Annotated in this window: 12 protein-coding genes; 3 read left to right on the top strand and 9 right to left on the bottom strand. The window is 50.7% G+C overall.

Features of this window, described 5'->3' with window-relative positions:
* Positions 1 to 21 precede the first annotated feature (21 nt).
* The 3 genes from G9U52_RS14315 to G9U52_RS14325 all read left to right on the top strand — a co-directional run bounded on the left by G9U52_RS14315 (position 22) and on the right by G9U52_RS14325 (position 2,740).
* Entirely contained in the window at positions 22 to 462 is a 441-nt protein-coding gene (locus G9U52_RS14315) for a MarR family winged helix-turn-helix transcriptional regulator (protein ID WP_243767325.1), read from the top strand.
* A gap of 191 nt (positions 463 to 653) precedes the next feature.
* The gene (locus G9U52_RS14320) at positions 654 to 1,694 is read left to right on the top strand and encodes an LLM class flavin-dependent oxidoreductase (RefSeq protein WP_166150545.1); all 1,041 of its coding nucleotides are present in this window, start codon (positions 654 to 656) and stop codon (positions 1,692 to 1,694) included.
* A complete protein-coding gene (locus tag G9U52_RS14325; protein ID WP_207952956.1) occupies positions 1,691 to 2,740 on the top strand; it encodes an LLM class flavin-dependent oxidoreductase in 1,050 nt (349 codons plus the stop codon). Before G9U52_RS14320 ends, G9U52_RS14325 begins: the two co-directional genes overlap by 4 nt.
* Before the next feature lie 65 nt (positions 2,741 to 2,805).
* Here the strand turns inward: G9U52_RS14325 and G9U52_RS39250 are convergent, their stop codons facing one another.
* The 9 genes from G9U52_RS39250 to pucD form a co-directional block, all read right to left on the bottom strand.
* Entirely contained in the window at positions 2,806 to 3,066 is a 261-nt protein-coding gene (locus G9U52_RS39250; protein ID WP_207952957.1) for a hypothetical protein, read from the bottom strand.
* A gap of 237 nt (positions 3,067 to 3,303) precedes the next feature.
* On the bottom strand, positions 3,304 to 4,899 hold the full coding sequence (gene ggt, locus G9U52_RS14330) for a gamma-glutamyltransferase (protein WP_166150547.1): 1,596 nt from the start codon (positions 4,897 to 4,899) through the stop codon (positions 3,304 to 3,306).
* Complete coding sequence (locus G9U52_RS14335; RefSeq protein WP_166150549.1) at positions 4,892 to 6,133, bottom strand: (S)-ureidoglycine--glyoxylate transaminase; 1,242 nt, start codon at positions 6,131 to 6,133, stop codon at positions 4,892 to 4,894. The genes ggt and G9U52_RS14335 overlap by 8 nt, the downstream gene beginning before the upstream one ends.
* The gene (locus G9U52_RS14340; protein ID WP_166150551.1) at positions 6,130 to 7,500 is read right to left on the bottom strand and encodes a M20 family metallo-hydrolase; all 1,371 of its coding nucleotides are present in this window, start codon (positions 7,498 to 7,500) and stop codon (positions 6,130 to 6,132) included. Before G9U52_RS14340 ends, G9U52_RS14335 begins: the two co-directional genes overlap by 4 nt.
* Before the next feature lie 18 nt (positions 7,501 to 7,518).
* Positions 7,519 to 8,916 (bottom strand): allantoinase, encoded by a 1,398-nt coding sequence (locus tag G9U52_RS14345; RefSeq protein WP_166150553.1) that lies wholly within the window; start codon positions 8,914 to 8,916, stop codon positions 7,519 to 7,521.
* A gap of 136 nt (positions 8,917 to 9,052) precedes the next feature.
* Entirely contained in the window at positions 9,053 to 9,412 is a 360-nt protein-coding gene (gene uraH / locus G9U52_RS14350) for a hydroxyisourate hydrolase (protein ID WP_166150555.1), read from the bottom strand.
* Between the two features lie 14 nt (positions 9,413 to 9,426).
* Positions 9,427 to 10,920 (bottom strand): factor-independent urate hydroxylase, encoded by a 1,494-nt coding sequence (gene pucL, locus G9U52_RS14355; protein ID WP_166150556.1) that lies wholly within the window; start codon positions 10,918 to 10,920, stop codon positions 9,427 to 9,429.
* On the bottom strand, positions 10,917 to 11,468 hold the full coding sequence (locus tag G9U52_RS14360; protein ID WP_166150557.1) for a (2Fe-2S)-binding protein: 552 nt from the start codon (positions 11,466 to 11,468) through the stop codon (positions 10,917 to 10,919). Before G9U52_RS14360 ends, pucL begins: the two co-directional genes overlap by 4 nt.
* Positions 11,446 to 13,764, bottom strand: coding sequence for a xanthine dehydrogenase subunit D (gene pucD / locus G9U52_RS14365; RefSeq protein WP_166150558.1), 2,319 nt, complete (start codon positions 13,762 to 13,764; stop codon positions 11,446 to 11,448). Before pucD ends, G9U52_RS14360 begins: the two co-directional genes overlap by 23 nt.
* Between the last annotated feature and the right edge of the window lie 4 nt (positions 13,765 to 13,768).

Below are 13,768 nucleotides of genomic sequence, written 5' to 3' on the forward strand. Positions count from 1 at the left end.
AGTGATAACATTAGGGTGCTAATGAATAACGAGAGGATGATCGTTGTGGTTGATGATGAAATTCGCATAATCCTCGGCAAAATGTGGTCGCAAATGCGTAGGGATTGTTCGCAGTCGCTGCGCGAATTACATATCCATGTCGGTCAGGAGCATGCCTTATGCCAATTATGGCAAGAAGAAGGCATCACTCAGATCCAATTAAGCGAGCGTTTGGGCTGTGAGCCGCCTACTACAAGCAATATGATTAAAAAGCTTGAGGAGTATGGACTTGTCCACCGCCAGCAGGACGAAGCCGATGCGCGGATTACGCGCGTTTATTTGACTGATGAAGGTCGTGCGCTCGAGCAGCCCATTAAACAAATGTGGCAAAAGCAGCAAGAGAAGCTTCTTGATGGCATCCATCTGGAGGAGCGCCTGTTGTTAAGGCGTGTACTGCAGCAGATGCTGAACAATTTGTCATAAAAAAGCGGTTAGTGAACATGTACCGATCGAAGAAGCAGATCCTGCCTGCAAAGCCATTAAGTGGCCAGCTGCCATTTATTTTTGTCAGTTATTCCCACTGGCTATTTTTGTATCAATCGCAGGCTGAACTATGTTAAATTGATTAGCATACTAACTATATTACTTTTATTGAGGTAAAGGAGGAATTACCATTGTCTAACCAACCACGATCCAATAGCCGAAGTGTGAAGCTATCTGTAATGGAGCAAGGATTTCTATATAACAATGTGAATGCTGTAGACACTTTGCGCCAAGTTACCGAGCTTGCCATTCATGCGGAAAAAGCTGGCTATACACGCTTTTGGTTACCTGAGCACCATAACCATCCTTATCGGGCAAGCAGCACGCCCGAGCTGCTCACAGCACATATTGCTGCCCTTACATCGAGGCTTCGTGTGGGTTCATCCGGCACTTTATTGCCAAACCACAGCGCTTTAAAAATAACTGAAAACTATAGCACACTTGAAGCGATGTTTCCCCATAGAATTGACTTAGGCCTCCAGCAAGCATTGGGTACCGATGAACTAACAGCAATTGCGCTGCATCGCGCCCGAAATCCACTAGCTGCGGAAGAATTTAATGAGCATTTGCTGGACTTGCTTGCTTTTCTTTCTGGTTCTTTCGCTGGTGATCGTGCATTCAGCAAAATTGTAGTCACCCCCGCGCTCTCTACCCTGCCTGAGGTTTGGCTGCTGGATGCCGGAGAGGGCGGCGCTCAGCTGGCGACCCAATATGGACTTGGTTTGGCTTTCGCCCACTATGCAGCTCCCCAATTGGCTGTGCCCGTGCTGGCAGCGTATCGCAAATACTTTCAGCCTTCTAGCTTCCATTCCTCACCCAAGAGCATGCTTATCGTTTCAGTGATCTGTGCAGAGACGGATGCAGAAGCCGAAGAATTGGCAAGAGCACAGGATCTCTACGAAATCCAGCTTCGCTCGGATGAGTTAGCGCCCTTCCCATCCCATGAAGAGGCTCAAGCCTATTCGTTTACCGAGGAAGAGGAGGCGGTGCGCCTTACGGTTCGATCGCAGAATCTTGTTGGCAGCGCGAAGCGGATGGCTCAAAGCTTGAAGCAGCTTGCAGAGGAAACAGGTGCAGATGAGATCATGGTCAGCACCCGGATTCCCAACCACGAAGCGCGTTTGCGCTCTTATGAAAGGCTTGCACAAGCCTGGGAAAGCGAGGGATTATGATGACATCAGCTTCAGCATCAACGAATAAAAGCTATCAATTGTCGGTTTTGGATTTAGCGAGTATATGGAATGGGCAATCCACTGCCCAGGCAATGGTTGAAGCATTGTCGCTTGCGAAAAAAGTCGAGCAGCTCGGCTATACCCGGTATTGGTTCGCCGAGCACCACGGCTCGGTTCATCAGGCAAGCAGTGCACCCGAGCTATTAATCGCCTATGTAGCAGCGCAAACTACCCATCTGCGAGTCGGCTCCGGTGGCGTCATGCTGCCCAACCACAGTGCGCTTAAGGTAGTCGAAAGCTTCGCTACGCTCGAAGCGCTTTATCCCGGGCGGGTTGACCTTGGGATTGGGCGGGCGCCCGGAACCGACGGCAACACGGCGTATGCTTTAAGGCGCTCCTGGGATAAGGTACAAACCTATGATTTCCCTGAGCAGCTGGAGGAATTGCTTGCTTTTTTCACAGGCGGTTTTCCGTCAAGCCATGCTTATAGCGGCATTACACCTAATCCGGTTGTTACCACTATACCGGACATTTATATGCTGGGCTCTAGTGATGGCGGCATGAAATTTGCAGCTAACCATGGACTTGGCTTTACTTTTGCCGCCCATATTTCACCGGAATTAGCAGTGACGATGCTCCAGGCTTACAGAAAAAACTTCAAGCCCTCCCGCTTCTTATCCGAGCCACGTAGCATGATCGCGATTCAAGTTGTCTGCGCGGAGACGGATGAAGAAGCGGAATATCTAGCGGCTCCAATGGAAATCCAATGGACGCGATGGGGGACCGGGCAATTCGCCTTGCCTTTCCCTACGCTAGAGGAAGCGGCAAACTACCGCTACTCCCCTCAAGAGGAGCAGATTCGTAGGTCCAATGCGGGACGTTATGTCATCGGCAGTGCGGAGACTGTGGCAACCAAGCTTCGTAAGATAGCTGACTCGGCGTTAGCGGAAGAAATTATGATGATGACGATGCTGCCAGATCCAGTGGCAAGACAAAGGTCTTATCAGCTAGTGGCCGAAGCCTTTCAGCTTTCTGCACGAAGTTGAGCACCAGGTCTTACATGGGCTTCACCTATCCAAATAGCTAAAAGTGCAATAAAGGCTGCTCTTTCTCATCGATTCCACGACAGAAATCCCGTCAGGGACAGCCTCTTTGCCTCTTTGCCTCTCTGCCAAGCAACTCTACCGTCCACCGTTCGTCTACGATCCGCTTCCCCAGTAAAGCGGGTCCCGGAGGGGCGGTAAGCGAGCATACGCATCACACCCACATCCTTCCACCCGCTTCCCCAGTAAAGCGTGTCCCGGAGGGACGGTAAGCGAGCATACGCAGAAACAACTCCATCCAAGCTCCAATCCGTCCTCCACTCTCGCACAAACGGGAGTCCAGAGGGCAGCGCCCTCTGGGGCCCTCCCTATAGGGAGGGTCCCAGAGGGTAATCAAATTATCATCTAACCTTAAGCCTCCATTAAGCTTATTTTCATAAACAAGCTGTAAGATATTCTTATCCCCCAAATTGACATAGATAGAAAAAGGCATCTACAACTCAAAAAGTTGTAAATGCCTTTTTCATTTTTGAAGCTCGGTACTTCAGCATACTTTCATCCGTCTTTTACCAACCAATAGCCAGACCATCGCCACGCGGATCGGCTGCACCGCTAAAGCTGCCGTCCTTCTGGATGCTGATGCCTTGTGCTTGGCCTACGACCGGATCCCAGCCTTGCAATGGCTCCACCAAATAGCCTCTGCGCTCCAGCTCACTGATCGTCTGGTCGAGTCCGCGATTTTCTATCTTATACGTATCGCTATCCTCTCCCCAGGTTCGCCCGTATACCCAACGCGGAAGCGCAATAGCTTCCTGGATCGTGCAGCCATAATCCAGCACACCAGTCAATAAGGAAATTGTAGTCTGAGGCTGCCCTTCTCCGCCTTGTGTACCTAGCAGCAGCACAGGCTTTCCGTCACGCAGCACCATACCGGGCATTAATGTATGAAATGTTCTTTTATGAGGTGTAAGTACATTAACGGCTTCATCATCTAGAGAAAAGAAGGAGCCGCGATTTTGCATGATGACTCCACTATCTCCTGCTACATAGGCACTTCCGAAATCGAAGTATAAGCTTTGAATAAACGATACCGCATTTCCTGCATCATCAATGACCGCCGCGTAGGCCGTATCCTGCCCCATGGCTTGGGATTGAAAAACATCACCTACTGGGGAGGCAAGCTGGATTTCATCGTAAAGCGATTTTGCATGTTCCTTGGACAGTAGCCGTTCTAATGGAATATTGGCAAAAACCGGGTCGGTTAAGTAAGCATCCCTGTCGCGAAATGCTTTTTTGGTAACCTCTGAAATCAATTGATAAAAATCAGCCGAATCACGAGGGATACTCGACAGATTAGCCAATTCTAGCATATTCATCATTTGCAGCGCCGAAAAGCCTTGGGAATTCGGTGGCATCTGGGCTAGTGTACTGCCGTTATAGGTGGTGGTGAGCGGTGTCACCCAATTGCAATGATGGTCACGAAAGTCCTGCTCATCCAGCATGCCGCCAGCTTGTTTCATTGCAGCAACCATGTTTTGCATCAAGGCTCCCTGATAAAAAGCTTCCTTTCCTTCTATGCTGATCGTTATTAAGGTTGTTGCCAGCTCAGGCTGCACCAGCCGCTCACCTTGCTTTAACGGAACGCCATTAGGCATAAAGGTTCGAGACAGGGAGGGGTCAGCCAGCAAAAGGGCTTGGTCCTTTAGTATCCAACGCTCCAGATCACGAGATACCGGTACGCCATGTTCGGCATATTCGATCGCAGGCTCCAGCAATTGCTTCCATGGGAGTCGGCCATAGGTTGATGATACCTCCCACCAGGCATCAACCATACCGGGTACGGTCACTACACTTCCAATGCCTCGTTGTGGAATGGAGCTAAGGCCTTGGCCCCGATAAAATTCGGGCGTCAATTGACTGCCAGCTCTACCGGTGCCATTTAAGCCTTTTAATTCGCCTTGCTGGGCATCATAAATAAGGAAAAAGCTATCCCCGCCAAGGCCGGTCATATGCGGATAAGCTACGCCAAGCGTCGCACTTATGGCAACCGCAGCATCGAATGCATTTCCGCCTTGCTGGAGGATCATGTTACCAACTCCACTAGCCAAATAATGTGGAGTTGCTACCATCCCCCGATAAGCAATAGGCATCACGTTATTCATTGTCATTCCTCCTGTTGTAGGTGTCCATCGCCGCTTGGACGGCTTTCCCTACAGCCGCCTTAAAGCCTTGTCGCAGCATGCAGGCCTCCAAGGCTCCGAGCGTAAGCAGGACATTTCGTTTGCTGCCGCTAAAGCCCATCGTGCCGATTCGCCATATTTTCCCCTTTAAAGGACCAAAGGAGCTGGCGATTTCAATGCCGAAATCCAGTAGCAGCATGCTGCGCACTGCTTCCCCATCGACGCCATCCGGAATATGGATGCAGGTTACCATCGGGAGCTTGCAGGCCGGATCGCCGAATAGGGTAAGCCCCATAGCTTCGAGCCCTGCAACGAGCGCTTCTCCATGAAGCTGATGGCGGGCAAACCGCTGATCGAGCCCCTCTTGAAGCACCAGCCTGACACCCTCGCGAAGTGCGTAAAGCATCGAGGTCGCTTCCGTATGGTGGTTCAGTCGAAGCGGGCTCCAATAATCCTGAAGCTGGCTTAAATCGAAATAATTGCTGCGAATGATAACACCTTCTGGAATGGCTTCGTTAGATGCGTCTCGCAGGCCTCGTTCGACCCTTTTTCTCCGCTTCAGCTTAGCCTCTGCCCTGGAATTATATGTAATCGGCGCCATACCGGATGGAACGGATAAGCATTTCTGCGTACCTCCGATTACAGCATCGATCATCCATTCATCCGTCAATACTTGGGTACCGCCAATTGTCGCTACGGCATCAACTACGAACAAAGCCTCGACTTCCCGGCAGGCTGCCCCAATCCCGGCAAGCGGCTGCATCCGCCCGGTCGAGGTTTCACCATGTACAATCGCTACCAGCTTGGGACTCGTTTCACGAATTTTGGCTATGATGTCATCGGTTTCGAATACAGAACCCCATTCTTGCTCCATGGTCAGCACCTCGGCGCCGCAACGCTCGGATATTTCGGCGAGCAAATTACCGAACCGCCCATAAATTGGGATCAGCACGCGGTCGCCAGGCTCAATAAGACTGGTCAGCACCGCTTCAATGCCTGAACGCGAGCTGCCGTCAATCGGAAAAGCCCATTGATTATTGGTTTGGAACAGCAGGCGCAGCATCTCCATCATTTCGTTCATTATATCTGTAAATTCGGGATCAAATTGCCCCAGAATGGGAAGTGACATAGCACGAAGTACACGTGGGTCGACCTCTACAGGCCCCGGTGTCATAATGGTCCTTATGGACGGAGCCAGGTCCCGATAATGCTTCATAATGTATCCTCCTTGTAAGCCAATGCATATAAAATATCGATCAAAACAATAATTCCTGTAGCCAGCTCTTCTGGCTTCGTATATTCATCAGGCGAATGGCTAATCCCTGCCCGGCTAGGCACAAATACCATAGTGCTTGGGCAAATAGGAGCCAATACTTGCGCATCGTGCCCAGCACCACTATACATATCACGGCTACTAAAGCCTCTGGAGCCGCATACTTGCCGTGCTAAATCCGTAAGCTCCTGATTCATCATCGCTGGCGGAGCTTTCATCCATGGATTAACCGTTAAGCTAAGCCCAGCCTGCTCAGCAATGAGCTGGAGCTTAACCAAAAGCGATTCGCAAAATTCATCAAGCACCACGATCTGCGGATGCCGAACATCCAGTGTGAATACCGCACTTCCTGCAACAACATTCGAAGCACCGGGACTGGCCTCAAGGCGCCCTACCGTAGCCACCATCGGTTCGCCATAGGCAATTGCTGCTTCGCGGATGGCGAGCACCATTTCACTGGCTCCAACCAAGGCGTCCTTGCGGTAAGACATCGGCGTAGTGCCTGCGTGATTCGCCTCACCCTTTACCTCAAGCGTATACCGATGCTGGCCGACAATGCCTTGGACAATGCCGATTTGCCGGTCCTCCCGCTCCAGCACGCTGCCCTGTTCAATATGCAGCTCGATGAAAGCCTTCCAGTCTGAAGCCGCATAGGCTTGCGGGCGATCGTCGCCAGCCTTTATCGGCTGAATGCCATTACCCGCCGCGGGCGCTAACGCCCCGCCTTGCCCGCCTTCTCCTGAACGGTAATCGTTCCCCTGTCCAAATCCAGCAGCCTCCATCGCTGCCTGCAGCGTAATTCCTTCAGCATCATAGATCAGCGGCGGCTCTACCGTTGAATACCTGCCTGTCATTGTACCCGACCCCCAGAAGGTTAGCGGAAACCGGCTGCCTTCTTCCTCGGCAAAGGAAACGATATCAATCGAACGCTGCGGCGATCCGTATTTTTCTTTTAAATAGGCTAAAGCCAATACCCCTGCAACGATTCCATATGCACCGTCAAACCGCCCTCCATGAGCAACGGTATCAAGATGTGAACCTGTCACAATTACACCCTCCTGCATGCCTTGCAGACGACCAAATAAATTACCGGCATCGTCCAGGTACGGTGTAAGCCCCACGGATACCATTCGTTCTGCAAGCGCCTGCTGGGCTTGCTGCCATTCAGGCGTATAGAGCAGCCTAGTCACTCCACCTTCCGGGGCAGCACCATATTGCGCCAGCCAATTCAGCATATCGTCGGCTTCTCTTGCAAATCTAAGTATAAGTGCATCTGTGTTTGAGACGATTTCATTGTATGGCTTGCTCATGATAATACCCCCTGCCTTTTAGGAATGCCCCTGCAGCCAAATACCAGCTGGCTTTTCTCCAGCTAGAATTGGCATGATAGATTTATTCAATGCTTTGGACTCTTTCCATTGGTAAACTAGCCGTCCACGGACCCAGGTAGCCAGCACTCTGCAGGAAAGCTGCCGACCCACATAGGGACTATAAGCATGGCGTTGCTTCAGATGCCCTTGCTCGAGTGTATAGGGTCTCGCCAAATCGACCAGCACCAGATCTGCATCGCTGCCAAGCGCGATTTCTCCCTTGCGCGGATGAAGTCCAAAACGTTTGGCTGGACCATGCGAAAGCATCTGGCTAATCAAGGGCAACGCAATTTTTCGCTTCAAATGTCCTTCATCAACCATTAGCTCAAGCGAGCTTTGCGCTCCGGCAATCCCGCCCCAAGCTTCAAAGAAATTGTCGCTTTGTTTTAGCTCAAACGGGCTTGGAGAATGGTCAGAGGCAATCATATCGATATGCCCTGCCGCCACTACATCCCACAGCTTTGCTTGCTCGACCGGACTTCTAAGCGGTGGTGCGCATTTAGCAATGGTCCCATGCTTATCCGCTTGCATATCGTCCACCGTTAACGCCAAATAATGAGGGCAGGTCTCGACGGTAACATCCATTCCTTTGACCTTGGCCTCTTGAATTAGCCAAACCGCCTCAGCGCTGCTAATATGGACAAAATGCAAAGCGCAGCCTGTCTGCTCCGCCATTGCCAACGCTTGCCGAACCGCCGAGCATTCGGCAGCAATCGGCCTGGATGCAGCATAGTCATAAGCGCTTAGCTGCCCGTGGCTAATGGCCTGCTCGGCCATGACTACAACCATATTCTCATCCTCCGCATGCAGCGCGAGGATTCCTCCCAGCTTAGCGATTTGCTGCATCCCTTCCAGCAGGGTTGCTGAATCCGCACGCTCGAATCTCCCTACGCCATCTCCGCCAGGCTCGGACATAAAAGCTTTAAATCCGATAACCCCTGCCGCGGATAACGGCTCCAAATGTTCCAGGTTGCCCGGAACCAGTCCGCCCCAAAGGGCAAAGTCCACAACGGATTGCTCCGCGGCTAACAGCTTTTCATGCAAAGCCGCAACAGTAACGGTCGGAGGCAGCCCATTTAAGGGCATATCGATAAATGTCGTGCAGCCTCCTGCCGCTAGTGCGGCTGACCCGCTTGCAAAACCCTCCCAGTGGCCCATACCCGGCTCATTGAAATGCACATGGGCATCCACCATACCCGGAAGCACATGCAATCCCGAACCATCGACCAGCTCGGAGGCCTGCTCTGTCAAATCCGGAGCAAGCCGAACGATTTTCCCATCCAATATCCCTATATCTAACCGTGCTACCTCGTGCTTTAATACAACAAGTGCACCGGTAATTTTCAAATCAAGCATAGCCTTTCTCCTTCCAGCCGGTAATTAACTAATCGCTCTATCAGGCAGCTACAAGGTGGTAGCTATTTTTTCAGCATTTTGCTATTTCTAGCTAACATGGTCTTCTAGCTAACACAATCTTAGCTAACATTCCCCGCTAGCTCCCTCTATAGGTGCTATAGCCTCCAGGTGCAACCAGTAACGGCACATGGTAATGATCCTGCGAATTGGCAATGCTGAAGCGGATTGGCACCTCCTCCAAAAACATCGGGCCGCTCCACTCATCGCTTCGGCTTCGGTAATAATCGCCAACATGAAACAGCAGCTCATAAAATCCATTCAGCATACCATTGCCAGTAAGCAGGGGTGCATCAAGTCTTCCATCGGTATTCGTTATCGATTCGGCCAGCTTGACGCTGCCTTCCTCTGTTGTGATCCGAAATAGCTCTATACGCACCCCTTGGGCAGGAAGGCCGCAAGACAGGTCGAGTACATGGGTAGTCAGTCGTCCATTCATGGCGCTTGCCCTCCTTATTCCAATGTGCGAATTTTTTTGGCTTCGACCAAATCCTCTTGGGTCATTGAAAATCCTTGAAAGCCATAAGGGGGTCTTGGCTCCGTGTACACCTGGCCCTTGGAGCCGGCGATGGCATCAACAACGGTTTCCCAAGTGCGATTATTTGATTCAAACCAGATAATTCCCAGCTGGGGAAAACGCTCTAAGATCCTTAATCCTATTTTATAAATCAAGCTTTGAATAGATTCACTGCTTTCCTGATGAAAAACGGTATGGGTAATATCGCTAATTTGCTCAGGTGCTACATATCGATTGTTTTCTCCGGTTTCAGCATCCAACGCATTGGCATAGGACCAACCGATATCCAAATAAATAAATAAAGGGCGATTGAAGCTTTCCGGCAATGTCGTGTATTCATCACGAATAAAATTGGCAAAGGAGCTGCCGCTCACTTTAATAAGCTGAAGATTGGAAATAACCGCCGATTGCTTGACGAGCTCAATGCCCTCGCCATCTACCGAACGTTCCACCTTAACTGTAAACACTCCGCTTTCGTTGTGTGAACGACGGAATACAAGTCCACTCTCTTCAAGAGTACCATCAGCCGAAGGAACCTTCATAGGATCAAAAGGCAGCCTCTCAGCTGTAAGGTCGATCCCGTTCATATGGGCATAAGTATCCAGAAACTTCGTTGCAATAAAAAGCAGGAAGCCTTCTACAGTGCACCCTTCAAAGCTGGCAGCCTGCTGCAGAATAAAGTTTTTCATCGAATCTGTAGCTACAATCATCGAATTATCAGCCGCGGTGAAGGAAGGCAAAAACGCATCCCCACTAACTGCAATCTTGATATTCAGGGCGAATATAACATTATCTGTGCCTGTATAAGTCGATTCGGCAATAGGCTCAACCTTTAGTGGCGACACATAGGTGCGATAAACGAGCACATCCCCTTTACCATAATACAGGGTCCTTTTATTGGACGGTTTATTCATGCCTTCGTCCTCACCACTGCCAATAATATCCTCAATTCGAAACTGGCTAATTTTTGCTATTTCAAGTAAGGCCTGCCTGATTTCTGCTTCATAATCATTGTGGAGCCTCTGCTTCATTGCTTCCAAAATGCGATCCTTCGAGCTTCCTTTCACAGCCATTATAAAAGGGAAGCCGAATTTCCTCGTGTACTCCGTATTGCATACAGTAAATTCAGTAAATTCCTCGGGAGATAGATCACTTAGGCCAGCGCCCTTTTGCTCCTGGACAGAGGCTTCACTCATTTGCAGGCGACCTGCAAGGTCAGGATGTGCACGGATTAGAGCAAGCTGCTCCTCCCGATGTGCCAAATAAACGGCTTCAAGCATAGTGCGATGTAAATAAAAGCGGTCCTTAAATGGGCCGTAAGGATAAGCCCTTTCAGCTACCCAAGGGGAATGCTCAAAAATCGAGCCCAATAATTCCAAAAAATCAGGTCGTGCCATTTTATTGATTTGTCCGATTGTATATAGCTTCATCTTGGATGCTCACACCTTTCGCGCCCAGCACAGCAGCCAGTCGAGTTCATACCTTTAACAGCGGCATTCGCTGCACGCAGGATGCCTCCATAACCCGTACAACGGCATAGATTACCGGAAAGCCCTTCTTCTAGCTGTTCAGCTGTCGGATTCGGATTATGTTCCAACAGCCCCGCCATCGAAATAACCATACCAGGAGTGCAGTACCCGCATTGAAAGCCGCCTTCATCCAAAAAAGCTTGCTGCACGGGATGAAGCTGGTTGCCATCAGAAAGCCCTTCAATGGTAGTAAGGCTACGTCCTTCAACTTGGTAGGCCATCAGCAAACAGGAATTCATCGGTTCCCCATCAACCAGAATCATACAAGCTCCACAGCGCCCAATCTCACACGATAGCTTGGTGCCCGTCATATCCAAATCCTCACGTAGTATATCAACAACTCTCCGAGTCGTGGGTACATCAAGCTCTAAAAGCTGGCCATTTAAAGTGCAGCGAAGTGGCGCACCTTGCGTTTCGTTTATCAGATCAGTTGGAGGCTGTTGTTTCATGATCCCACTCCCTCCCCCAAGCATAAGGTTGATCCGACAGCAATTCCTCTGGACGGATTGGTAATTGTGATACCCATTTGCCTACTGCATGATAGACAGCAGCTGTAATAGCTGGCGCTACTGCTACTGTCCCAATTTCACCTACACCACGCGGGCCAAAAGCATCGCCCTCAGGTAAAGCTTCAATCGCATCGAGCTCAAACTTCCAAGGCGTATCCTTAATTGTTGGAATTAAATACGTATCCAGATTATTCGTCTTATACAGCCCTTCGTTCATTACTGCATCCTCCGTCAGAGTAAATCCGAGCGCCATATTACTGGCTCCTTCGATTTGCCCGACAAAGCCCATCGGATTCACTACCGGCCCTGCGGCCACTGCATGGTATTGATCAACCACTTTCACCTGGCCTGTTAGCAGGTTAACCTCAACCTCAACAGCCAATGCCGTATAGGTGTGCAAGAAGTGGGCTCCGATAATGGGATCCGGTGTTGTTGGGAATTGAAACTCCGTTTCACATTCAATGAGAGCCTCAGCTTGCCTCGCCACATCCAAATAGCTAATGAGCAATTCCCCAGCTTTATTGTAAATCCCTCCCTGTCCAGTTGACAAGAAATCGGCAGATAAATCCGTTAACAAGGAAGCTTGGTGCAAAATCTGTTGTGTAAATTGCGGCCCCAGCCTTGATAGCGATTGCCACATCATGCTTGTTGCCCTTGATGCGGTAGTCGAGCCGCTATGTGGAACCCGAGCGGTATCTCCAATGACTAGCTCCAAGTCTTCCTTACTGCAGCCAAATCGCTCGATCATCATAATTTGCAAGGAAGCCAGCAGCCCTTGACCAAACTCCTCATAGCCAAAAGCGACTTCAAGCTTGCCCTCCGCATTCAGCTTTAAGCGGCCTCCGGCAGGGTCCGGCAGCCCAAAACCAAGACCTGAGCCATGCATAGCAATGGCGGCGCCAATCCCTCGGCGTATCCAGGGAGCACCAGGACCGCCTGCATCTGCGCTGATGCCTGACAGCCGTTTATCGCTGCGCTTGGCCATCAGCTTCGAGCCCGCTACCGATTCCCACACCTGCCTTGCTCCCTCTGTCGGCACGATACGCTGGTCGTAAGGTCCCGGCGAATCCGTGTCCCGAAGATTACGGCGTCTAAGCTCCCATGGCTCCAGCCCTGCCAGCTCGGCCAGGCGGTCTAACTGCCCTTCCAAGGCAAATATGACTTGATTGCCGCCGAATCCGCGGAATTCACCGGACACTCCGTTATTCGTATAAACAGAGACACCCGCCAGTGATACATGGGGGATCAAATAGGGACCTTGAGCATGTTCGGTCGAGAAATTAAGCACGGGGGCACCCAATGTTGCGTAGGCGCCTGTATCTGCAACGATACTCACCTCATGGGCTATAAGCAGCCCGGATGCATCCATGCCTGTTTTCATCGTAACCTTCATCGGATGCCGCTTCAAGCCGGAGCGAACCGACTCAAACCGAGAGTTGTGGATTTTGACGGGACGCCCGCTTTTCAGTGCAAGCAATGCGCCAAAGGATTGGATATTCAGCTCATCCTTCCCACCGAAGGAGCCGCCAATGGGACTCGATACAACACGGATATCGGCTTCTGGAATGGCCAAAATTCGCGCAAGCTGCATCTGGTCCTTAAAGCCATGCTGGGTAGCCGCATATACAGTTAGGCGTCCATCTTCCTCAGGTATAAACAGACCCCCTTCCGTTTCCATATAAGCGTGCATTTGTCGAGGTGTCAGATACGTATTCTCCGTCACAAAAACGCATTCCGCAAACGCATTCCCGCTGTTACCGCGTGCATATTCGGTACGGTGGAGCACATTGCCCTCTGGATGCAATTGGGGAGCATCCTCCCTTAGCCCTGCTTCAGGGCTATCGACCACCGGAAGAGGTTCATAGGTGACCTCAATTAAAGATAGTGCATAATCAGCCAGCTCTTCAGTTTCTGCGGCAACAGCAGCCACTGCATCGCCAATATATCGAACGCGATCCTCGCACAATACCGGCTGGTCGGGGAATGCAATCCCGAAGCGGTTCATTCCCGGAACATCCTGATGGGTAATGACCGCGTGGACACCGGCAAGCGCCAAGGCTCGTTTAGTATCAATCCTTATAATGATGGCATGCGCATAAGTGCTTCTTAATATTTTACCAACCAGCATGCCGGGAAGCTGCATGTCAGTTAAATAGGTCAGCTGGCCGGTAACCTTATCCGGGCCATCTGGACGAACGTGCCAGCGCCCTCCTGCCGTATCTTTATCTAGCAGCATGATG

This window comes from Paenibacillus agricola (genome assembly GCF_011440305.1).
In the GTDB taxonomy this organism is placed as follows: domain Bacteria; phylum Bacillota; class Bacilli; order Paenibacillales; family NBRC-103111; genus Paenibacillus_S; species Paenibacillus_S agricola.